This is a genomic window from Niallia taxi (assembly GCF_004005475.1).
In the GTDB taxonomy this organism is placed as follows: domain Bacteria; phylum Bacillota; class Bacilli; order Bacillales; family Cytobacillaceae; genus Niallia; species Niallia taxi.
The window spans coordinates 16,403-36,861 of the sequence record NZ_RZTZ01000010.1 but is presented as its reverse complement, the minus strand read 5'-3'; the positions used below and the strand labels follow the sequence as shown (position 1 = coordinate 36,861).

Annotated in this window: 24 protein-coding genes and 1 riboswitch; of the genes, 13 read left to right on the top strand and 11 right to left on the bottom strand. The window is 38.0% G+C overall.

Going from position 1 to position 20,459, the window contains the following annotated elements:
• The first annotated feature begins 20 nt into the window (after positions 1-20).
• Complete coding sequence (locus tag EM808_RS20110; protein ID WP_127740109.1) at positions 21-524, top strand: acyl-CoA thioesterase; 504 nt, start codon at positions 21-23, stop codon at positions 522-524.
• Between the two features lie 142 nt (positions 525-666).
• On the opposite strand, the gene EM808_RS20105 is transcribed toward EM808_RS20110, so the two are convergent.
• Complete coding sequence (locus EM808_RS20105; RefSeq protein ID WP_127740107.1) at positions 667-1,575, bottom strand: DMT family transporter; 909 nt, start codon at positions 1,573-1,575, stop codon at positions 667-669.
• Positions 1,576-1,683: 108 nt separating this feature from the next.
• Between EM808_RS20105 and EM808_RS20100 the strand changes: the two genes are divergently transcribed.
• Both EM808_RS20100 and EM808_RS20095 read left to right on the top strand, forming a co-directional pair.
• The gene (locus EM808_RS20100; protein ID WP_235856669.1) at positions 1,684-3,108 is read left to right on the top strand and encodes an aminotransferase-like domain-containing protein; all 1,425 of its coding nucleotides are present in this window, start codon (positions 1,684-1,686) and stop codon (positions 3,106-3,108) included.
• 13 nt (positions 3,109-3,121) lie between these two features.
• Complete coding sequence (locus tag EM808_RS20095; RefSeq protein WP_127740105.1) at positions 3,122-3,397, top strand: hypothetical protein; 276 nt, start codon at positions 3,122-3,124, stop codon at positions 3,395-3,397.
• A gap of 34 nt (positions 3,398-3,431) precedes the next feature.
• Here EM808_RS20095 and EM808_RS20090 read toward each other — a convergent pair whose 3' ends face one another.
• From EM808_RS20090 to EM808_RS20080, 3 genes are all read right to left on the bottom strand, one after another.
• A complete protein-coding gene (locus EM808_RS20090; RefSeq protein ID WP_127740103.1) occupies positions 3,432-4,070 on the bottom strand; it encodes a Bax inhibitor-1/YccA family protein in 639 nt (212 codons plus the stop codon).
• A 67-nt stretch (positions 4,071-4,137) separates the two neighbouring features.
• Positions 4,138-4,539, bottom strand: coding sequence for a large conductance mechanosensitive channel protein MscL (gene mscL, locus EM808_RS20085; protein WP_127740101.1), 402 nt, complete (start codon positions 4,537-4,539; stop codon positions 4,138-4,140).
• Between the two features lie 51 nt (positions 4,540-4,590).
• Complete coding sequence (locus tag EM808_RS20080) at positions 4,591-4,860, bottom strand: acylphosphatase (RefSeq protein ID WP_127740100.1); 270 nt, start codon at positions 4,858-4,860, stop codon at positions 4,591-4,593.
• A 230-nt stretch (positions 4,861-5,090) separates the two neighbouring features.
• On the opposite strand from EM808_RS20080, the gene EM808_RS20075 reads away from it, so the two are divergent.
• On the top strand, positions 5,091-6,212 hold the full coding sequence (locus tag EM808_RS20075) for a DUF4309 domain-containing protein (protein WP_127740098.1): 1,122 nt from the start codon (positions 5,091-5,093) through the stop codon (positions 6,210-6,212).
• Positions 6,213-6,256: 44 nt separating this feature from the next.
• Here EM808_RS20075 and EM808_RS20070 read toward each other — a convergent pair whose 3' ends face one another.
• Positions 6,257-7,489 carry an aminopeptidase gene (locus EM808_RS20070; protein WP_127740096.1) on the bottom strand — a complete coding sequence of 411 codons (1,233 nt, stop codon included), beginning with the start codon at positions 7,487-7,489 and terminating at the stop codon, positions 6,257-6,259.
• A 2-nt stretch (positions 7,490-7,491) separates the two neighbouring features.
• Positions 7,492-7,734 (bottom strand): hypothetical protein, encoded by a 243-nt coding sequence (locus tag EM808_RS20065; protein ID WP_127740094.1) that lies wholly within the window; start codon positions 7,732-7,734, stop codon positions 7,492-7,494.
• Between the two features lie 64 nt (positions 7,735-7,798).
• Here EM808_RS20065 and pgmB point away from each other — a divergent pair, with 64 nt between their 5' ends.
• Positions 7,799-8,467 (top strand): beta-phosphoglucomutase, encoded by a 669-nt coding sequence (pgmB, locus tag EM808_RS20060; protein WP_127740092.1) that lies wholly within the window; start codon positions 7,799-7,801, stop codon positions 8,465-8,467.
• Positions 8,468-8,500: 33 nt separating this feature from the next.
• Here the strand turns inward: pgmB and EM808_RS20055 are convergent, their stop codons facing one another.
• On the bottom strand, positions 8,501-8,938 hold the full coding sequence (locus tag EM808_RS20055; protein ID WP_127740090.1) for a MerR family transcriptional regulator: 438 nt from the start codon (positions 8,936-8,938) through the stop codon (positions 8,501-8,503).
• Positions 8,939-9,133: 195 nt separating this feature from the next.
• Here EM808_RS20055 and EM808_RS20050 point away from each other — a divergent pair, with 195 nt between their 5' ends.
• A complete protein-coding gene (locus tag EM808_RS20050; protein WP_127740088.1) occupies positions 9,134-10,324 on the top strand; it encodes an MFS transporter in 1,191 nt (396 codons plus the stop codon).
• Positions 10,325-10,353: 29 nt separating this feature from the next.
• On the opposite strand, the gene EM808_RS20045 is transcribed toward EM808_RS20050, so the two are convergent.
• Together EM808_RS20045 and EM808_RS28715 are read right to left on the bottom strand one after the other, a co-directional pair.
• Positions 10,354-12,444, bottom strand: a complete 2,091-nt coding sequence (locus EM808_RS20045) for a DNA topoisomerase III (RefSeq protein WP_127740086.1) — start codon at positions 12,442-12,444, stop codon at positions 10,354-10,356.
• A 156-nt stretch (positions 12,445-12,600) separates the two neighbouring features.
• A complete protein-coding gene (locus tag EM808_RS28715; RefSeq protein ID WP_164849731.1) occupies positions 12,601-12,756 on the bottom strand; it encodes a hypothetical protein in 156 nt (51 codons plus the stop codon).
• 151 nt (positions 12,757-12,907) lie between these two features.
• On the opposite strand from EM808_RS28715, the gene EM808_RS20040 reads away from it, so the two are divergent.
• The 5 genes from EM808_RS20040 to EM808_RS20020 all read left to right on the top strand — a co-directional run bounded on the left by EM808_RS20040 (position 12,908) and on the right by EM808_RS20020 (position 17,451).
• Complete coding sequence (locus EM808_RS20040; RefSeq protein ID WP_127740084.1) at positions 12,908-13,285, top strand: DnaJ family domain-containing protein; 378 nt, start codon at positions 12,908-12,910, stop codon at positions 13,283-13,285.
• 400 nt (positions 13,286-13,685) lie between these two features.
• Positions 13,686-14,486 carry a flagellar motor stator protein MotA gene (gene motA, locus EM808_RS20035; RefSeq protein ID WP_127740082.1) on the top strand — a complete coding sequence of 267 codons (801 nt, stop codon included), beginning with the start codon at positions 13,686-13,688 and terminating at the stop codon, positions 14,484-14,486.
• Positions 14,479-15,300: a flagellar motor protein MotB gene (gene motB, locus EM808_RS20030; RefSeq protein ID WP_127740080.1), complete on the top strand. Its 822-nt coding sequence runs from the start codon at positions 14,479-14,481 to the stop codon at positions 15,298-15,300. The genes motA and motB overlap by 8 nt, the downstream gene beginning before the upstream one ends.
• Positions 15,301-15,423: 123 nt before the next feature.
• Positions 15,424-16,521 (top strand): carbohydrate kinase, encoded by a 1,098-nt coding sequence (locus tag EM808_RS20025; RefSeq protein WP_127740078.1) that lies wholly within the window; start codon positions 15,424-15,426, stop codon positions 16,519-16,521.
• Positions 16,522-16,536: 15 nt separating this feature from the next.
• Positions 16,537-17,451 (top strand): pseudouridine-5'-phosphate glycosidase, encoded by a 915-nt coding sequence (locus EM808_RS20020; protein WP_127740075.1) that lies wholly within the window; start codon positions 16,537-16,539, stop codon positions 17,449-17,451.
• An 83-nt stretch (positions 17,452-17,534) separates the two neighbouring features.
• Here the strand turns inward: EM808_RS20020 and EM808_RS20015 are convergent, their stop codons facing one another.
• Positions 17,535-17,861, bottom strand: coding sequence for a helix-turn-helix domain-containing protein (locus tag EM808_RS20015; protein ID WP_127740073.1), 327 nt, complete (start codon positions 17,859-17,861; stop codon positions 17,535-17,537).
• 670 nt (positions 17,862-18,531) lie between these two features.
• Positions 18,532-18,617, top strand: a riboswitch (cyclic di-GMP riboswitch).
• Between the two features lie 36 nt (positions 18,618-18,653).
• Here EM808_RS20015 and EM808_RS20010 point away from each other — a divergent pair.
• A complete protein-coding gene (locus EM808_RS20010) occupies positions 18,654-18,773 on the top strand; it encodes an anti-repressor SinI family protein (RefSeq protein ID WP_328590386.1) in 120 nt (39 codons plus the stop codon).
• Between the two features lie 245 nt (positions 18,774-19,018).
• Here the strand turns inward: EM808_RS20010 and EM808_RS20005 are convergent, their stop codons facing one another.
• A complete protein-coding gene (locus EM808_RS20005; RefSeq protein WP_127740071.1) occupies positions 19,019-19,342 on the bottom strand; it encodes a helix-turn-helix domain-containing protein in 324 nt (107 codons plus the stop codon).
• 347 nt (positions 19,343-19,689) lie between these two features.
• Between EM808_RS20005 and treR the strand changes: the two genes are divergently transcribed.
• On the top strand, positions 19,690-20,400 hold the full coding sequence (treR, locus tag EM808_RS20000; RefSeq protein WP_127740069.1) for a trehalose operon repressor: 711 nt from the start codon (positions 19,690-19,692) through the stop codon (positions 20,398-20,400).
• The last annotated feature ends 59 nt before the right edge of the window (positions 20,401-20,459 follow it).

The window sequence follows — 20,459 nt, the reverse complement described above, 5'->3', positions numbered from 1 at the left end:
AGCAATCCTAAGGAGGATATATGGTAGATTCTAAATATTGCAGTGAGTCGCTCGTTGTTAAAACGAGCATTGTTTTCCCAACAGATACGAACACTTATGGCACATTGTTCGGAGGGAAATTAATGGCATATATTGATGATACGGCTGCTATTGCTGCCATGAGACATGCAAGAAGGCATATTGTTACAGCTTCAACTGATTCAGTTGATTTCCTACACCCCATTTATGAAGGTAATTCTGTTTGTTTAGAAGCATTTGTCACCTATACAGGCACTTCCTCTATGGAGGTGTTCGTTAAAGTAACAGCAGAGGATTTGCTGTCAGGTGTTAAAAATCTTTGTGCTCTTAGCTTTTTAACAATGGTTGCTATTGATGAACATGGCAAGCCAACAGCTGTACCGCAGGTTGTGCCGCAAACAGAAGAAGAAGTTAGTTTGTTTGAGTCCGGAAAAGTTCGGGCAGAGATGAGAAGAAACAGAAAAGTAGAGACACAGGAGCTTGCTCGAAAATATAAGTCCAAGTGAACAGACATCTGAAACTGTGATTTATAGGAAATGCTGTCGAAACAGCTGAATTATTTTCCAGGAAATGATGATATTTCTAGAATCATGTCTTATCCGTCTTTCTTTGTCTTATTTAGACGAAAGCCCTTGAAAAATGGCGTCCTCATTTAGAGGATGCCATTTTTTTTATGGACACAAATTGCAGTATCTTTCCAAGGTTTACTAAAATAAGGCTTGATAAAATCAGTAAAACACCAACAAGCATGACCGGATGAACAGCTTCGTTATAAAAGAAGTGACCTATTGTTAACGCGATTAAAGGTGAAACATATAACCATGTCGAAGGAAGAAAGGCATTTGTTTTTGCGACAAGATAGTAATAAATAGTATGGGCAATCATGGACCCTGCTACAGTCAAATAAAGAATCGACAAAAGTCCCGGTATGGTTATATTAGGCGCAGGTTCCCCTGCGAATAGAGATAAAAGCAGCAGAAACAGTCCTCCGTATATCATTTGCACAGCATTCAATGCCATTGGACTTTCCTTTTTAAATGTACTAATCGTTTTCCCAGACCAAATTGAACCTGTTGCATAGCCAAATTGACCAAAAAGGATAATTCCGCACCCGATAATCCAGAAAGTATTCCAAGTGATGGATAGACCCGGAAGAAATAGGAAGAAAACTCCAGCGAATCCTAGTATGATACCGACAATGCTGGCTTTATCAATTCTTACTCCCATAAAGGCAGTTTGGATAAGAATAATGATAATCGGAGCAGAAGCTGACAGCACTGCCGCAATTCCTGAGGAAACAAACTGTTCTGCCCAATAAAGACAAGCAAATGTTATAAATGTTAAGGTAAATCCTGTGAACATCAGCTCTTTGCGCAAAAGAATCTTCCAGGATGTCTTTTTACGGGCAAGCAAAATTAAATACAGAATGGCGCCTGCAGCCAAAAAACGAATCCCCGCAGACAGAAAGGGTGGAAAGCCTTCGTCAACTCCAACCTTGATTGCTAAAAAAGTAGTTCCAAAAATAAAACACATTAAACTATACAAGAAAATGGTCATTATGAAATCCCTCCTGCCGTTATTGTAAAACAGGTAGGACAGACCAGATAATTTCACATAGAACAGATTTAAGGAAATGGTACAATAATGGATAAAGGAGGGATCAATATGGTTATGAAATCTGAACAAACGGCACTTTACAAGCAAGTACATGAATATATGCTAACACGTATCCAAACAGGGGAGTGGCCAAAAGATAAAAGGCTTCCTTCTGTACGAAGCCTTGCCGAGCTTCTTGGTGTTCATCGTTTGACTATCTTGAAGGCATACCAGCTTTTAAAAGAGCAAGGGCATGTTTATGCAAAGGATAAAACAGGCTATTACAGAAAAGATAGTGACCATATAAGCAATATATCAGAGGAGCAGCCAGCAATTCGTTCTTATATTCATAACAGTCATCTCTCCGATATCCATCGTGAGCCAGTCACTTATAAATTTTCAGCATCCGTTGTTGATCCTACTTTATTGCCAAATAGATATCTTTCTCAGCATGCGAAGGAGATATTTGACAAATATCCGCATTTGCTTGGAACTTATGCAAATGTTAAAGGTGATGAAGAGCTGATAACAGGTATGTCAGCCTACTTTCAAAAGTACGACCGTTTATACATACCAGAAGAATCAATAGTCATCACATCTGGAGCGCAGCAAGGGATTGATATCATTGCCAAGGTGTTTGTTCAAGCGCACGATTATGTGCTAATTGAAAGCCCGACATACAGTGGAGCGGCTGATATATTTGCAAACAGAGGGGCAAAACTTATACCTGTGTCTATAACAGCAGCAGGTTTTTGTCTAGAAGAAGTGGAATACTTTATGAAGAAGTATAAGCCAAAGCTGTTTTACACAAATCCGACATATCAAAACCCTACAGGCTATACTGTGCCAGTTGAGCAGAGAAAACAGCTGGCAGAGCTTGCTGAAAAATATCAATGTATCATTCTTGAGGATGATGCATTCCGTGAAATCTACTTTCACAAAACTCCGCCTCCGCCTATTTACTCCTATGATACAGGTGGGTATATTATTTACTTGCGAAGTTTCTGTAAATATATGGCTCCGGGATTAAGGATTTGTGCAATGGTCGCACATCCAAGTCTGATGAAATGGCTGATTAAAGGAAAGGCACTTGCTGACAATGGGACACCGCTGCTAAGCCAGAAGGCCTTTTTGTTCTATCTAACCTCCGACAGGGTGCGTACACATATGGAAAAACTGAGAATAGCATTGCAGATAAGGAAGGAAAAGATGGAAGAGGCACTTCGGGACCATTCCTTCCATTGGGATAGCCCCGGAGGCGGGCTAAACCTGTGGGTGCGCATAGACGAGACAATGGATAAAAACAAGCTAAAGGCTATGGCGCTTGAAAACTCTATTTCTTATGTTCCGGGCCAGATTTGTGACCCTTTAGAACGGGATATTCCATATATAAGGCTCAGCTATTCCTTTCTAAATGAACAAGACATAAGAAAAGGAATGCACGTATTAACAAGTATTTATGATTCATTATTAACAGACAATATGCATAAATGAGCAGGAGGTAATAATGGCAGAACTGGCTTATTATGTTGTCACAAGAAGGATTGAATTTAATAGGCAGGTCGTCCAAGAGATAAAACAAAGCATGATTCTTTGTAGTGACAAAATCATGGCAGAGGAAACTGTTTTTCAGTTAGAGATTGTTTACGACATATCTGTAAAAAAAACAAATAATCTTTATCAAATGCTGTACTTGCATACAAATAAGGGAGTTTTCTCTTTTATTATCAAGGATGATCCAGCCGAGTTCATTCGTCATGTGAAAGGGAAATTGATGAAATAACAAATGCTGCCTGTGTTAACAGGCAGCATTTAGGTTAATCCTTACTTGAAAGGATTCCAAAGATTCTCAAGATGTTGATGAACAGGTTCACGAAGTCTAGATAAAGGTTTAAAGCCATCAATGGTACTTGCTCTGCTGACACTCCGTAATGCTTCATACGGTTAAAGTCAAAAAGCACATATCCGCTGAACACAAGCACTCCGATAAAGGAGTAGACAAGCATGGCAGTGGTGCCTAAAGGCCAGAAAATATTAAATATAGAGATCACAATCAAGGCAAGTAATGCAGCCATTAGCATTCCGCCGAGGAAGGAAAGGTCACGTTTTGTTGTCGTTGCATATATTGCAAGTCCAGCAAAAACTACTGTTGTTGTTCCTAAAGCCATTATGACGACATTAGCGCCGATAGTGGAAATATAATGGGAAACGATTGGATATGTCGTTATTCCCGAAATAAACGTAAAGGCATAAAGGAAGGAATAGGACATTGATTTCCCTCTTCTAAGAAAGAAGGCAATAACAAGCATCACAACCTCTAATATTGCTAATGGTAAAAAGAGTGAAGCTGGAATAAAGTTACCTACTAATGTTCCAACAGTTGCAATCCCTAAGGATAAGGCAAATGCTCTTAAGACAGCAGGTAGATGATTTGTGTTAACACTATGCGCGTACATAAAGTCACTCCATTGTTTATATTTTAATCTCTTTACGTATGAAACATAGTTAATGTTTCAAAAAAAATTAATTTTCTTCCTGTCTGACTCGGTCTTTTTTCAAAAGATCGCGGATTTCCATCAATAACTCTTCCTTTGCATCAATGGATGGTGCCTTTTCTTCGACAATTTCCTCTTCTTTTTTCCTTTTGAACTTGGTAATCAGCTTGATAACCATAAAGATAGAAAAGGCGACAATAAAAAAGTCTAAAATTGTTTGGATAAATTGTCCGTAAAGGACAGTTGCCTTGCCGTAGGTTAATTGAAGGCTTGTTAAATTAACTCCTCCAAGAAGAACGCCGACTATCGGCATGATAATGTCATTCACAAGGGAGCTGACAATTTTGCTGAATGCCCCGCCAATGATTACACCGATTGCTAAATCGATAACATTGCCTTTGACAGCAAAGGCTTTAAATTCTTTCCACATACTAAAACTCCTAACTTTAATCACACTAATTTTTGTTGCTTCTAACTAGAATCAGTACCGAATACTGAATGAGCGAAACGTCTCGGCCTGCTGCTCAGTGATCTCTACATTCTGTACTGCGGCAAACCTGTTTCCCTTTTTGATGTCAGCAATAAATAAATCAAGCGTCTCTTTTGGTCCTGAAATAACAGCTTCAACAGAACCGTTGTCTCTGTTTTTGACCCAGCCGTGAACATTATATTCCATTGCCTTCATTTGTACAAAGTACCGAAAGCCTACGCCTTGAACCTTTCCGGTGATGGCAAGATGATATTGAACCATAAAATATCAACCCTTTCCATTTATCATTTTTCTGACCAGAACTAACTATAGAATAACATAAAAAGGAGCCGGTCCAAAAAGGGCTGCTGCCTTATGCTGATTTTTCCAAATAATAAGTAAGCGGAAACTGGAAAAACCTTGATTTGTAGAAAGGTAGCCATTTTGTTAATATTAATAAGTACGCTTAAAAAGATAGGCAAATTACGTGTTTTTATAATCAGGAGAATATAATGAAACTATATATATATATTGGCATGCTTATATTATGTGCTGTTTTGGTTGTCGTGGGGGCAATTCAACTAAGTTCAAAAAAGACCGAGGAGAATGAGGCTTCGGCGAAACTTGCTGAAACACAGGTAGAGTGGATCACAGAAAATGCAATATCCTCTTTAACACTTAAGGAGGACAATGAAGTATACGAAGCATATTTAGTAGGCGATGAAACGGAGAAATATCCACTTAAAGAGGATAGCTTTCTCGGAGATAAAGATGATTCTATTGTAGAAGGGGAATTTTCCCTTTATTTAACGGCGGAGTCAGAAGATGATAAGAAGGAGCTTAAACAAGCGATTAAACTGCGGGATCCGCTCGTATTTAATACAAAAAATAAAAATATCAGCACATACACCGTCAATAAGCATAGTATTATTGCAGTCTATCAAACAAAGGCAAAGGATAATACTGTTGCATCACTGTATGTGATGAAGGAGGGAGAGCTTACGTCCCTTACTAAGAAGGAAATTCCAGTCTTAAAGCGCAAAATTAAAAGTATCCAGCAAAACTATTTGCAGACTGCAGAAAAAAAGAATTCCGATTTGTATGAAGTGACTACATGGACGTTGAGTTCAGAGCGTCTGCAGCTTAAAGAGACGGACACAACTTATATTGATAAAGAAAAGGAAATGGAGAGATGGCTTGAGGAGGAAGAGTACTATTTGCCATTTAAAAATCTTACTCTCTCAAAAGATGCTTTAACAATTGCTGAACAGGGGATGCTGTTAGGCAGCCAGTATCCAATTGGTACAAGCATAAGCGAAATAACAAAGTCGAATAAAGAGTATACAGATACGAAGCAAAGTGATGGAACAATGATGGTAACTTACCCGGAGGTCACATACTACTATGATAGTAAGACAAAGCAGGTAACTTCGATTGCGATTCCTGGCATGCGCCTTAAGATAAATATGTCTATAATCAATGAGATATTAGGCAAGCCGGATACATTTTCTGCGAACAAGGAGCATGATGGCTACATTGCTACTTATACTGCCAACCATTATGAAATGAAATTCATTCTGGACAGCAGCCAGCAATTAGAGCAAATTCAGCTTGTAAAAAAAGACAGTGAATAAAACAACAACCCTGGCAGACATATCTCCCAGGGTTGTTTTGGTTATTAGAAAGCCCAGTCTCCGTTGCGGAAGACTGCTTCTGTTTTTCCGTCTGCTGTAATGCCGTCGATATCCATTTTATCAGACCCAATCATGAAGTCGACATGTGTAATACTTTCGTTCAAGCCTGCAGCAGCCAATTCTTCGCTGGACATTGTTTTTCCACCTTTAATGCAGAAAGCATACGCGCTGCCAATCGCTAAATGATTCGATGCATTTTCGTCAAACAATGTATTGTAATAAAGAATATTGGACTCTGAAATAGGTGAGCGATGCGGTACAAGTGCGACTTCTCCTAAGTAATGAGAGCCTTCATCTGTTTCAACAAGCTGGCGCAGAATCTCTTCGCCTTGCTCTGCTTTCACATCAACAATTCTGCCGTCTTTAAATGTAACGGAGAAGTTGTCAATGATGTTTCCGCCATAGCTTAATGGCTTCGTGCTTGCAACAGTGCCGTTAACACCTGTTTTGTGAGGTACTGTGAAAACTTCTTCTGTTGGCATATTTGCCATAAATTCAAAGCCTTTTTCATTAATGCTTCCAGCACCGCACCATAGATGGTTTTCTGGCAGCTCAATTGTCAAGTCTGTGCCAGGAGCTTTGTAATGTAGTTTTTTATAAGCTTTGTTGTTTAAGTAATCCACTTTTTCATGAAGATTTTTGTCATGCTGCTTCCATGCCTCAATTGGTTGTTCTTGATCTACTCTGGATGCTTTAAAGATAGCGTCCCAAAGAAGGTCAACGCGTTTTTCTTCCGGTTCATTTGCAAATACAGTATTCGCCCATGCAACAGAAGGTACACCGATAACAGTCCAGCTGACCTTATCTGATTGTACATATTTACGGAAGGTGCTCAATGCTTTTCCAGAAGCCTTTTGGAAGTTAGCGATTTTTTCTGTTGCAATGCCTTTAAGCAAATCTGGACTAGACGATAGGACGGACATGAATGCAGCACCAGCTTTAGCAAGCTCTTCTGTTTCCTTTGCTCTCCATTCCGGATATTCCAAAAATGCCTCAGCGGGTGCAAGCTCGTATTTTGTTCTTGTAACAGTATCGTCTGTCCAATTAACAACAACATTTTTGGCACCTGCTTCATATGCTTTACGAACGACTAGGCGGACAAACTCTGCTGCATCAATTGTTGTATTAACTACAAGCGTTTGTTCAGGCTGGATATTAACTCCTACCTTCACTGCAAGTTCTGCATATTTTTCTAAATTTTGCTGAAATGTACTCATTGTTATTCTCCTTTGCTAAAGAGCATGATATGTAACGATTGCCTTTTCAGAGCAGATACGAATATCCCGCAATTTGCATGCAAGAGTCGTTCTGCTTTATCAATATAATGTCTGATGTGGCAAATCCTTTTATTCATTGTAGCTTGTTTACGTTCATAAATAAACTGATTTGTCATAATAGTAGAAGATTTATTTGCAATAAAGTTATGTTCAGATAATAACTCCTGCTTAGTTTTGATTCTCACGAGAGACGGCATCACCTCTAAGTTTTTGCTATAATATATAGATTATTACGTGACGGAGGAAATCATGAAACGAACTTTAAAAGCTGTTATTTTTGATTTTGATGGTGTAATTGCAGATACTGTCCAGCATTATTATGAAGCAACAAAAAGAATTGCTGATGAGCTTGGGGTTCCATTTACAACGGAGGACAACCTGCGCTTTCAAGGGATACCTCGGAAGGTATTGATGGACGAGCTTTCAAACAGATGCAGCAGGGATGTTACAGAGGAGGAGAAGCTGCTGCTAGGAAATAAAAAAGGGGAGTATTATAGGGAGCTTATTGCTGAATTTACAAAAGGAGACATGCTTCCAGGCATGTATGAATTCCTGTTAAGCTTAAAAAATTCTGGCATTAAGATGGGGATTGCTTCTTCCAGCTCTAATGCTCCACTTCTGTTGGAGAAATTCGGGATAAAGGATTGGTTTGAGTGCATTGTTGATCCCCATAAGCTGACAAAGGGCAAGCCAGATCCGGAAATATTCCTAACAGCAGCCGACTGCCTTGGCGTTTCATATGACAGCTGTGCAGCTGTGGAAGATGGAGAGGCAGGGCTTAAAGGAATAATGAAAACACCAATGTTTTCCGTCAGCATCGGAAATTCCGCTATATTAAAGCAGGCGGAGTGGAATGTACCAAGTACAGATTTTTTAACTGTTGAGGAGCTGCTTAGGCAGTTTGCAAATAGGAAATAACAGAAAGCCAGCATGAAGAATGCTGGCTTTCTGTTATTTGGCGTCTTCTTCGGCCCATCTTTTTAAAGCAGCCTCCGCCCGGTTCTTCAAGGAAACAATATCCTCCTCGACTTTAAGGATATTTTGCTTTTTCAACTCAATCAGCCTCAGTTGCTCTAATGTCGTTTCTAGTATTTTTTCCAGCTTTTCTCTTTGCAGGCTCGTTCCTTTTACTTGCCGATAATCCATTTTCTGCAGCTCCAATGCATCACTTAAGGCAATGAACTCCTGCAGTTCTTGAAGGGAGAAGCCAAGTACATCCTTTGCATTGGTGATTTTCAGTAATAGTGTCACATGTTCTTCTGTATATAAACGATAACCCCCGTCACTTCTTTCTGGGGGAGGGATAAGTCCTATTTGCTCATAATAACGAATTGTCCGTTTAGTCAATCCGCTCCTTTTTGCCACATCATCAATTTTCAGCCATTCCATAATTGCTGCTCCTTTTTACGTTGCTCCAATAAAGCAACATGTAATACGTCATATTTATTAATAACTTTGGCATAATGAAAAGAAAAGAGCAAGTGATACAATGGTAAACATTAACGTTGACGTAAACGTTAATAAGGTCTATACTTTTACATGGATTATTAAATCGATTAATTAATAAAAAGAAGGATGATATTAATGAGCAGGGAGACTGTTACTTCATTGGAAACACCAAATAAACAGCCGCTAGTCATTTGGGTAATCTTTTTTGCAACGATTATTTCTTTTATGGGGCTAGGACTTGTTGATCCGATTTTGCCTGCAATTGCTGTGCAATTGGATGCGACACCAAGCCAGGTGTCTTTATTGTTTTCAAGCTATAACTTGATCACAGGGATTGCGATGTTAATTACTGGAGTTGTATCAAGCAGGATCGGGATAAAATGGACACTGCTGACAGGTATTTTATTTACAATCGTATTTGCAGGCTTAGCCGGATCTTCTAATGGTATCTGGCAGATTGTCGGCTTCCGCGGCGGTTGGGGCTTAGGAAATGCATTGTTTATTGCAACCGCACTGTCTGCAATTGTTGGTTTATCAACAGGTGGAACGGCAAAAGCCATTATTCTTTATGAAGCTGCAATTGGTTTAGGTATTTCCGTAGGTCCACTTCTTGGTGGGGAGCTTGGCTCCATTTCGTGGAGAGGACCATTTTTCGGTGTAAGTATATTAATGATTATTGCCTTTTTAGCATTATTGCTGAAAATGCCTAAATTAGAAAAGCCCAAGGTGAAAAGCTCTGTTTTAGACCCAATTAAGGCACTTAAATATCCTGGATTATTCCGTTTAGGATTAACGGCCTTTTTATACAATATAGGGTTTTTCACATTGATGGCATATTCTCCTTTTGTAATGGAATTGGATGAACATGGTTTAGGCTATGTCTTCTTAGGCTGGGGCTTATGTCTAGCTGTTACTTCTGTTTTCATTGCGCCAAGACTGCAGGAAAGATTTGGTACAATTAAGTCAATGACTGCCATGCTGATTTTATTTGCTTTAACGCTGCTCGCAATGGGCATCTGGACAGACAGCAAGGAAGTAATTATTATTGCTGTTATAGTGGCAGGGCTTTTCTTAGGAACAAACAATACACTTATAACGACAGCAGTTATGGAAGTAGCTCCTGTTGAGAGAGCAACAGCTTCGGCAGCATATAGCTTTGTCCGCTTCTTTGGCGGTGCAGTAGGTCCGTGGCTTGCGAATAAATTGGCAGAGGTGTATTCTCCTCATGTGCCATTTATAGTCGGAGCAATTTTTGTCTTGCTGGCGATGGCCTCTGTTGCAACAGGCAGAAAACATCTTCACCATGTGGACAGAATTTCACATTAGAAAAAGCAGACCATTAGGTCTGCTTTTTATTATTTATCGTCCTCTTTATTCATAGCTGCTTTTAGTAAATCACCAAGACTGTTGCCGAAGCCTTCATCCTTCGTGTATTTCTGGACAAGCTTACGCTCTTCCTTTTTGCTGACTGTTTTCTTGCGATCTGCTGCCTTTTCAACAACATTACAGCTACGGCATTGGAAGTAGGTCCCCGCTTTTCCGTCATGGATTTCCATCTTTTTATGGCATTGCGGGCAGCGTTTATTGGAAAGCTTAGGATCCTTCCGTTTGCTGAAATTGCAGTCCATGCTGGAGCAGACGAGAACCTTGCCGTTTTTCGTGTTTTTTTCTTTCAGGAAGGAGCCGCATTCTGGACATTTTGAACCAGTGAGATTCTGGACTTTGTAAGCTTTATCGCTGTTTTTTATTTCAAGAATAAACTGCTTTGTCTGCTGTTTAATTTCCAGCATAAATTTATCTGGATTTGCTTTACCTTTAGCAATGTCTTCGAGCTTTTGCTCCCATGTTGCTGTCAGCTCAGGTGAAGTCAAATCATCATTAACCAGCTCAAGAAGCTGTTTTCCTTTTTGAGTAGAATAGAAGCGTCCGTTTTGTCTTTCTACAACCTCTGTTGTGACAAGGCGCTCGATAATTTCAGCTCTTGTTGCAGGTGTACCTAAGCCGAATTTCTCCATTTTACCTAGTATATCCGCCTCACTATAACGAAGTGGCGGCTCTGTCCATTTTTGCTCACTCTTTACAGAGCTGACGCCGACTTCTTGACCTTGCTTCAAGGAGCTGAGAAGTGTGTTGCTTGCAGCTTTTGTGCCCGTTAAAGCTTTAAAGCCAGGCTCTATTACATTTGTATCGTGAATAATAAAGCTGTGTCCGCCAATTGTTAATGTTGTCGCAATCACTTCATATTTATGCTTTGGATAAAAGAGTGCAAGAAATCTCTTAACAATTAAATCGTATATTTTCTTTTCATCATTATCGAGCTTGTGAAGGAACACAGGCTGTTCTGTTGGAATGATAGCATGGTGATCCGAAACCTTGTCATTATTGAATATATTTGCTGCTTCCATTTTGCCTTTTTTGACAAGCAGCTTTTGAGCTTCTTCCTTGTAAGCTGCAGACACGCTTTGAAGCCTATCAAACATTGTATCCTTCATATCTGTCGTCAAGTAGCGGGAGTCTGTTCTTGGATATGTCACTAATTTATGCTGTTCATACAGCTTTTGCATAACATTTAAAGTCTTTTTTGCAGAAAAGCCGAAAATTTTGTTTGCATCACGCTGAAGTTCTGTCAAATCATATGGAAGAGGATGATGCTCTGTTTTTTCCTTCCGTGTCATAGAAGTGACCTTCGCGCGCTCATTTTTTGTGCTGTTAATAATTGCTTCGACTTGTTCTTTAGAAAAAATTCGTTTTTCTCCATTTTTTTCAAAATGTGCGATTGATTCACCGATTTTAGCACTAATTGTCCAGTATTCCTTCGGTACAAAGGATTGAATTTGCTTTTCTCTTTCAATTACAAGGGATAAAGTAGGTGTCTGTACTCTTCCGGCAGAAAGGGGGTCATTAAACTTAGTCGTTAATGCACGTGTGACATTTAAGCCGATTAGCCAATCTGCTTGGGCCCGGCATACTGCTGATGCATATAATGGGTCAAATTCTTTGCTTGATTTTAATTTACGGAACCCATCGAGAATCGCCTTGTCTGTCTGTGAAGAAATCCACAGTCGCTTCATTGGCTTTTGGAAACGTATTTTATCCAATATCCATCTTGCAACTAGCTCGCCTTCACGCCCAGCATCTGTTGCGATGATGCATTCATGAACATCTTTTCTTTTAGCAAGCTGTTCAATTGCTTTATACTGGTGGCTTGTTTGCTTCATGACTTTAAGATCCATCTTTTCAGGAATGATTGGTAAGTCATCTAAATTCCAATTTTTATATTTAGGATCATAATGCTCAGGCATCTTCAATTCAATAAGATGACCTAATGCCCATGTCACAATATATTTGTCTGATTCTATATAGCTTTTTGATGTTTTATTGCAGCCGAGGACTCTGGCAATTTCTCTTGCCACGCTCGGTTTTTCACAAAGTACAAGTGATTTCATATTTACTCCTTCCAGCACCTGTTTTATCTTAACAGGCAAGTCGCCTGCAGCCTTCAGGTCTTATCAACAATATTATACCATTTGTTGTTCGGGAATGGATAAACGGAGGATAGTTATGGAGAGGAAAGCCGGCATGTAAGCCGCCTTTCCATGCAGTCATTCTTCTTCTATGCGATTTTTAAAAGCTTCTTGTGTCACGATAAATTCTTCATCTTCAGGTGCATCTTCTGCATGTGTATGTTTTCTTACACCTTCTGGGAGTGGACCTGGGTGATGCTTTTTCTTATGTTCGAAATGTTTTCCTCTAGCCATTATTACACCCCTTTCTTACTGTAATAGTGTCCTGATAAAGAAAGATTTCTATTCTTCTAAACGGCATATTTTTAATCGGAAATACGGGTATAAACGAGGAATTTCCGCCTTTGCTAGGCTATACTAATAAAAAAGGAAAGGATGTGCATAGATGGATTTCTCTTCAATCGTTTCGGAAGATAAGATAAAAAGAGCCTATCAAGAAGGGGAATTTAATAATCTTCCTGGATTCGGAAAGCCCTTGCCTAAAGACAGTTTGGCAGCTGTACCACAGGAATTGCGCATGGCTTACCGGATTTTGAAAAACAGCGGATATTCAATTGAAGAAAATGAACTAAAACAAGAATTGCTTACAATTGAAGATCTTATCAAGGCGTGTACAGATAAAGCTGAAACTGCAAAATTACAAACCAAATACAATCAAAAGCTAATTCAATTCCATCAAATAATGAAAAAAAGAACAGGGACCAGCCATTCAAAACTATTTGGAGGCTACCAGCAAAAAGTAGAGGGAAAACTGAGCAGATAGCCTAGTTATAAAGAAACAATACTTACTCAATAAGCCGTTAAAGAGTTTATTCATAGTTAGAAAGCTGTTGTGAAACTGAACTATTTATCGATTTTCGATTAATAGCTCAGTTTTTTTCTGTTCGACTACTAAGGGGAAGCGAGAAGCCGCAGCAATTGTTTATAGCTAACAGAAATAATTAATTACTCATGGTTAAAGAGGTTATATTTTGCTTTTTTTCAGCAACTTTTTTCGTGTTCAAAAAACGTTCACAAATTTCATATAAATAAAAATCAATTTTTTCCTAAAAACTTGCTGAGAAATGTCGAAGAAAAGGAAGAGAAAGTCATTAAACTGTAATAAAACAAAAAAGTAATAGCAATAAAAGATAAAAGAATAAACTGTATGATAGGTGGTTTTTATGGATAAAACATCATTAATTGGTATTATATTGGCAATTATTGCAGTAGGGGTAGGAATGGTCTTTAAAGGGGTAAGCCCTTCTGTTCTTGCAAACCCAGCTGCCCTTCTGATTATCATTTTAGGGACTATAGCAGCAGTAGTTATTGCCTTCCCTACAAGTGAAATTAAAAAAGTTCCTAAATTATTTGGAGTCATCTTTAAAGAACAAAAGGTTCCAGACACGAAGGAGCTTATCCGCATGTTTTCTGAATGGGCTCAATTAGCTCGTAAAGAGGGTTTGTTGGCATTAGAATCAAAAACAGATGAAGTGGAAGATCCGTTTTTGAAAAATGGCTTGTCCATGTCAGTAGATGGTCAAAGCGCTGAATATATTCGTGATGTTTTATCAGAAGAAATTGAAGCAATGGAAGATCGCCATCAAGCTTCTGCATTAATCTTTACTCAAGCAGGAACTTATGCTCCGACACTTGGAGTACTTGGAGCTGTTATCGGGCTTATTGCCGCATTAGGTTATATGGACGATTCAGAAGGTCTTGGTCATGCTATCTCAGCAGCATTTGTTGCAACAATGCTTGGTATTTTTACAGGTTACGTATTATGGCATCCATTTGCTAACAAGCTGAAAAGAAAGTCGAAAATCGAAGCAAAACAAAAATACTTGATGATTGAAGGAATCCTGTCTATTTTAGAAGGAGAAGCACCACGCGTTATTGAACAAAAACTAGCATCCTATTTGCCGATATCTGAAAGGAAGAAATTCCTTGAGGAAATGGAAGGCAGCGTGAGCGGAAATGAGTAAGAAAAGAAAAAAGAAGGAGCATCATGAGGAGCATGTAGACGAATCATGGCTTGTTCCATACGCTGACTTGCTGACATTGCTGCTGGCATTGTTTATCGTTTTATATGCGATGAGCTCTGTTGATCAGAAAAAGTTTGCTGCATTGGCAGAAGTTTTTAATCAGGAATTTCAAGCAGGAACTGGTATCTTTGAATATCCGAGCCCTACTCCTGCTGAAGTAGAAGAAAAGTCCGACTTGGATGAAAATAATAAAACTAAGGGAGACGCATCTGAGGAAGAATCTTCTAAGAACACAAATGTGTCAGAGGAAGAGCTTTCAGAAGCACAGCAAAAACAAGATCAAGAGGAACTGCAAGGTGTTCAAGATAAATTAGATAGTTATATAGAGAAGAACAATTTAGAAGATAAACTGGAAACCTCTTTGACAGATGAAGGTCTGCTTGTCTCCATAAGGGATAATGTCCTGTTTACATCAGGAAATGCGAATATTAGAGAGAAGGATGAACATCTAGTTTCAGAGATATCCAATCTTTTAATTATGGACCCGCCGAGAAGCATCATTGTCAGCGGTCATACAGATAATGTACCGATTAAGAATGCTGAGTTCGAATCAAACTGGGATTTAAGTGTCTCAAGAGCGATTAACTTTATGAAGCTGTTATTGCGTAATAATGATAAGCTGAATCCAAGTTCCTTTAGTGCAAAAGGATATGGTGAATTTAAGCCGATTGCCAGCAATAAAACAGAAAAAGGCAGGGAGAAAAATAGGCGTGTTGAAATTTTAATACAGCCAAGAACCGTTACAGAAGACTAGAAATAGTCTTCTTTTTTTTGTCAAAAAACACATATTTGTGAAAAGTTAGAAAATAATGCTTGTTCTGATAAAAACATAAGTTTATAATATAAACAAATGTTTGGAATTGTGGAGGTGAAAAAAATGAATGAAAAAGAGATTACAATATTACAGCTGATACAAGAAAATCCGTTCCTTACGCAAAATGAACTTGCCGAAAAAACAGGATTATCAAGATCAGCAGTTGCAGGATATATCTCCGCGCTAACACGTGAAGGGAAACTGCTAGGAAGGGCCTATGTATTACCACAAAAAAGAGAAGTTATATGCATCGGTGGTGCTAATATAGATAGAAAAATTCAAGTCGAGGAGAAGATTAAATTTGGAACCTCAAATCCTGCCAGCACGAGTCAATCATGTGGCGGGGTTGCCCGCAATATTGCAGAAAACCTTGGACGCCTAGGAATGGACAGCTCCCTGTTAACAATGGTTGGAGCAGACCATAGCGGCAATTGGATAATTGATTATACGAAGCTTTATGCTGATATGAAACCAACTCTAGTATCAGAAGATTTTGTTACAGGTACATACACTGCTTTGCTTGATGTAGAAGGGGAGATGACAGTCGCTTTGGCTGATATGTCCATATACGACAGCATGACACAAGACATAATTGAAAAGCGCTGGGGTCATATTGCCTCAGCTGAATTAATAATTTTAGATACAAACTTCCCAGCTGATGTTCTTGAGCAGGTTATTGTTAGAAGCAGGAAGGAAAATTTGCAGCTTTGTGTCACACCTGTTTCTTCTCCAAAAGTGAAAAAGCTGCCGAACGACCTAAGAGGAGTAACATGGCTGATTGCCAATAAGGATGAAGCAGAAGCATTATCTGAAATGAGGATTTACGAGGAAGGTGACTTCTTTAAGGCTGCTGAAATCATCATGAAAAAAGGCGTCGAGCGAGTGGTAATAACTCGTGGAGACAAGGGTTTGATTTTCTTTACAAAACTAGGGGAAGCTGGTGTCATTTTGCCACCTCCTATTGAAATTGAAGATGTGACAGGTGCAGGAGATTCTTTAGTTGCTGGCATTATGTATTCCTATTTGAAAGGGTTGAATACAGAAAACTGCTGCAAAATTGGCATTGCTTGCTCACTGTTGACACTTCAATCACACGAAACAGTTAATCCATTATTAAACCAGAAAAAACTGCAGGACACCTTCAAAAAATACTTTGATTAAAGGAGAAATGAATTCATGAAAACAGAATGGCTAGAATACTCAAGCGAGGTATTAGAAGCAAAGAAGAATAACAAGGCGATTGTGGCATTAGAATCAACAATTATTTCTCATGGAATGCCGTATCCGCAAAATGTGGAGACAGCGAAAGAAGTAGAAGACATCATCCGTAAAAATGGCGCAGTTCCTGCAACAATTGCTATTATTGATGGGAAAATTAAGATAGGACTTTCTGATGATGAAATAGAATTTTTAGCAAAGAGCGATGATATTGAAAAAGCAAGCAGAAGAGACTTGCCATATTTGATTGCGAATAAGAAAAACGGTGCAACTACTGTTGCTGCAACGATGATTTGTGCTGAGCTTGCAGGAATAGAAGTGTTTGTGACAGGCGGAATCGGAGGGGTTCACCGTGAAGCAGAGCGAACAATGGATATTTCTGCAGACTTACAGGAATTAGCTCAAACGAGTGTAGCTGTTGTATGTGCAGGTGCAAAGTCTATCCTTGATATTGGATTAACACTTGAATACTTAGAGACATTTGGTGTGCCTGTTGTTGGATATGGTACAGAAACATTACCAGCCTTCTATACAAGAACAAGTGAATTTAACGTGAACTTCACTGTTGATGAGCCACAATTGGCGGCAGACATGATCCGTACAAAATGGGAGCTTGGACTTAAAGGTGGAGTGGTAATCGCAAATCCAATTCCTGAAAATGATGCTATGGAAGAGTCATATATTACTAACATCATTGAAACGGCTTTAAATGAGGCGAAGGAAAACGGCATTAGCGGTAAGAATGTTACACCTTTCTTGCTCAGCAAGGTGAAGGAACTTACTGAAGGCACTAGCTTGACAGCAAATATCGCATTAGTAAAAAATAATGCTGAAGTAGGATCGAGGATTGCTGTTGAATTAAACAAAAAGTGATCCGGCACAAGACATATGGTGTTTCCTTTACAGGAAGTGCCATATGTCTTTTTTTATGGAAGCGAATCCATTAAACGGTGCCGTCAATCTGCAGATGACTTTTTGAATTTGATGAACTCCAGGTAGCAAGAAAACTCATCTTTTGTTATTCCTTCCTTAATAGCCTCCTCTACTAAGTTTACCCATTCTGAATCCAAGTTGTCTGTTGAAGTTGGATTTGTTTCGAGTAACTCTTCCACATGTGTGTCAAGGGTAGAAGCAAGTTTTGAAAGGACCTGTAAGGAAGGATTCTTCTGAATTCCCCGCTCAATATAGCTCAAGTAAGACTTAGAGACACCTGCCCGGTCAGATAACTCATTGATCGAGTAGCCTTTTTCTAACCGCAATCTTTTCAGTGCTGTACCAACCATTAGAAAAATCTCCTTATGTAATATAACATAATTTCATTATAACGAACGTTTTGTTCAATAAAAAATACAAAAAAGCTAGAATAACGGAGCAAATTCGAGAAAAAGAACGAAAAACGTTCGTTAAAGAGAAAAAATAACGGATTTTAGAATTTTCCAAAATGAGATAATTGCACTATACTAAATTCATTAGTTCTATAAAAAGAACAAAAAATCATTTAAAAAGAACTAGTTTTGGCACTAGTGGTCATTAGTCATTCAACTGACTAATAAAAGGATATGTAAAGCAGGTGGAATATGTATAGAAAAAACTGTGATAAGTGCAATCGGCCATCATACAGCAGCAGTGAAAGAGGAGAATGGTTTTGTCCAGTCTGCAATAATGACCTCACCAAGTACCCGTTTTTTGATGCAATGACCTTTGAAAAAATTCATGTAAGTTATTCTTTTAAGAAAGTTTTATCAGCATATAGAAATCAGTATGTAAAAAAAGACAAATAAACTTAGTTGAATATTTCGACAGAAACCAACATAATTACGCAATAAAATAGCAAATACATACTAAATTTATGTAAAAATGTAGAAAAAAGTAGAAAAATAATTTGTTAGAATCCAATATTTCTGACAAATTTATGCACATATGTAAAAAGAAAAGTTATATAATAAAATTCATAAAAGAACAGGGCAAACCAACTCGAAAGATTGGGACGCAAAGTCACGGGTCTAAAGTTATTAAACAATGACAGCCGGACTGCCAAAGTACAATAAGTATTTTTGGGAGAGGGGCAGAATTAAGTGATAGAGGAAAAAGTAGTTGTAGAAGAACTAGACACAGAATGGATTCAGTTAATGAAGGAAGCAAAAAAAATAGGACTGGACATAAAAGATGTGCGTAATTTCATCAATAACGATTAGAAGACTACTTAATTCAAGATAGCATTTAATAAAACCTCATTAATTTACGTAAAGGAAAAATTAGCGCGCAATTTTTTTATTTACTACACCTAAAATTATTTTAAAATTCAGACATAAATGGAAGTAAGCATAGATATATTCTCCTCATGTATATATTTCTTTTACAGACTGCTTTAAAGAATAAATGAAAAAGACACAATTGCTTGTGTCTTATAATTATCTTATTTAAGTGAACTGTAAAAGTTCTATTTTTTTTGTTCAATTCTCCATTTATTATACTCAAGAAACTCTCGGAATTCAGCTTTGGAAACACCAGAATCCATTGCCTCTTTTACGATTTTCAGCCACTCTGTGTCAAGATCATCTTTATTTTGCTGCTCATTTATAAGATGGTCCACTGGAACATTAAAAACAGAAGCAATTTTTTCTAAAAACTGTATGGATGGATTTGACTGGAGATTGCGCTCCAAGGAACTTAAATAAGATTTTGCAACACCTGCTTGTTCAGCAAGTTCTGACAATGACATTCTTTTTTCTAAGCGAAGTTTTTTAACACGATCACCGATCATACAGTCTCACACACCTTATCACTATATGTAATAATATCATAACAAATATAATACAAAAGTTCCATATAAAGAACAAATTGTTCGATGATTTTGTTAATACTACCAAAAAAAATTCATAAATTGTACAATTTTATCGAATTAAATGATACTAATTTATGAAAATATATGAACAAATGCCTTTTGTTATATCTATTTATTAATACTTATCGTAATCAATACCCTGTTTTTTTACCGTATAAACCTCTTTTTTGAATTTTTTTCGTTTTTTCGTATTTAGACAAGGCATAATAAAAAAGGTAGAATAGAGGCGAAGAAATAAAAGGCTAATTGAACGTTGGTGAAAATGGATGAATAAATACTTAGTAATATTTGAAGAAATTGAACAAGCAATTAGAAATGGGAAATATGCACCAAACAGTATACTGCCTTCTGAAAATGAGTTGGCGGAGCGGTATGATACGTCAAGGGAAACGATACGTAAAGCATTAAATATACTTGCTCAGAAGGGGTATATACAAAAATTGCGTGGAAAGGGTTCGCTAGTACTAGATATGCAAAAGCTGCAGTTTCCAATATCAGGTCTTGTGAGCTTTAAGGAATTAGCTGAAAAAATGGGCAGCAGCTCTGTCACTCATATTGAGAGCTTTGCTAAAAAAGTACCTACAGCAGTTCTCCAAAAGGAAATGAATCTTAAAAAGGATGAACCCATTTGGGAAGTGTCACGTATCAGGGAAATAAATAAAGAGAAAATCATTCTTGATAAAGACTATATTGTGGAAAGATTCGTTCCTGGACTTACAAAGGAAATCTGCAGTCATTCGATCTTCGATTATATCGAAAAGGATTTAAAGCTGAAGATCGGATTTGCGAGAAAGGAATTTACGGTTGAGATTCCAACAGAAGAGGATTATCGGCTCCTTGATTTAGAAGGATTTCAAGCGATTGTTGTCGTGAAGAATTATATCTATTTTGAAAACGCTATCCTTTTCCAATATACTGAATCGAGACATAGACCAGATAAGTTCAGGTTTGTTGATTTTGCGAGGCGAAATGAATAAATTTATCAGTTTTATGTTTTATCTTGTCCATTTGGGGAATTTTATCTCTGAAATCAAAA

Bases quoted from the DNA above. Each gene is read 5' to 3' on its own strand.
- EM808_RS20110 (WP_127740109.1), top strand. From the start codon at position 21: ATGGTAGATTCTAAATATTGCAGTGAGTCGCTCGTTGTTAAAACGAGC.
- EM808_RS20105 (WP_127740107.1), bottom strand. From the start codon at position 1,575: ATGACCATTTTCTTGTATAGTTTAATGTGTTTTATTTTTGGAACTACT.
- EM808_RS20100 (WP_235856669.1), top strand. From the start codon at position 1,684: ATGGTTATGAAATCTGAACAAACGGCACTTTACAAGCAAGTACATGAA.
- EM808_RS20095 (WP_127740105.1), top strand. From the start codon at position 3,122: ATGGCAGAACTGGCTTATTATGTTGTCACAAGAAGGATTGAATTTAAT.
- EM808_RS20090 (WP_127740103.1), bottom strand. From the start codon at position 4,070: ATGTACGCGCATAGTGTTAACACAAATCATCTACCTGCTGTCTTAAGA.
- mscL (WP_127740101.1), bottom strand. From the start codon at position 4,539: ATGTGGAAAGAATTTAAAGCCTTTGCTGTCAAAGGCAATGTTATCGAT.
- EM808_RS20080 (WP_127740100.1), bottom strand. From the start codon at position 4,860: ATGGTTCAATATCATCTTGCCATCACCGGAAAGGTTCAAGGCGTAGGC.
- EM808_RS20075 (WP_127740098.1), top strand. From the start codon at position 5,091: ATGAAACTATATATATATATTGGCATGCTTATATTATGTGCTGTTTTG.
- EM808_RS20070 (WP_127740096.1), bottom strand. From the start codon at position 7,489: ATGAGTACATTTCAGCAAAATTTAGAAAAATATGCAGAACTTGCAGTG.
- pgmB (WP_127740092.1), top strand. From the start codon at position 7,799: ATGAAACGAACTTTAAAAGCTGTTATTTTTGATTTTGATGGTGTAATT.
- EM808_RS20055 (WP_127740090.1), bottom strand. From the start codon at position 8,938: ATGGAATGGCTGAAAATTGATGATGTGGCAAAAAGGAGCGGATTGACT.
- EM808_RS20050 (WP_127740088.1), top strand. From the start codon at position 9,134: ATGAGCAGGGAGACTGTTACTTCATTGGAAACACCAAATAAACAGCCG.
- EM808_RS20045 (WP_127740086.1), bottom strand. From the start codon at position 12,444: ATGAAATCACTTGTACTTTGTGAAAAACCGAGCGTGGCAAGAGAAATT.
- EM808_RS28715 (WP_164849731.1), bottom strand. From the start codon at position 12,756: ATGGCTAGAGGAAAACATTTCGAACATAAGAAAAAGCATCACCCAGGT.
- EM808_RS20040 (WP_127740084.1), top strand. From the start codon at position 12,908: ATGGATTTCTCTTCAATCGTTTCGGAAGATAAGATAAAAAGAGCCTAT.
- motA (WP_127740082.1), top strand. From the start codon at position 13,686: ATGGATAAAACATCATTAATTGGTATTATATTGGCAATTATTGCAGTA.
- motB (WP_127740080.1), top strand. From the start codon at position 14,479: ATGAGTAAGAAAAGAAAAAAGAAGGAGCATCATGAGGAGCATGTAGAC.
- EM808_RS20025 (WP_127740078.1), top strand. From the start codon at position 15,424: ATGAATGAAAAAGAGATTACAATATTACAGCTGATACAAGAAAATCCG.
- EM808_RS20020 (WP_127740075.1), top strand. From the start codon at position 16,537: ATGAAAACAGAATGGCTAGAATACTCAAGCGAGGTATTAGAAGCAAAG.
- EM808_RS20015 (WP_127740073.1), bottom strand. From the start codon at position 17,861: ATGGTTGGTACAGCACTGAAAAGATTGCGGTTAGAAAAAGGCTACTCG.
- EM808_RS20005 (WP_127740071.1), bottom strand. From the start codon at position 19,342: ATGATCGGTGATCGTGTTAAAAAACTTCGCTTAGAAAAAAGAATGTCA.
- treR (WP_127740069.1), top strand. From the start codon at position 19,690: ATGAATAAATACTTAGTAATATTTGAAGAAATTGAACAAGCAATTAGA.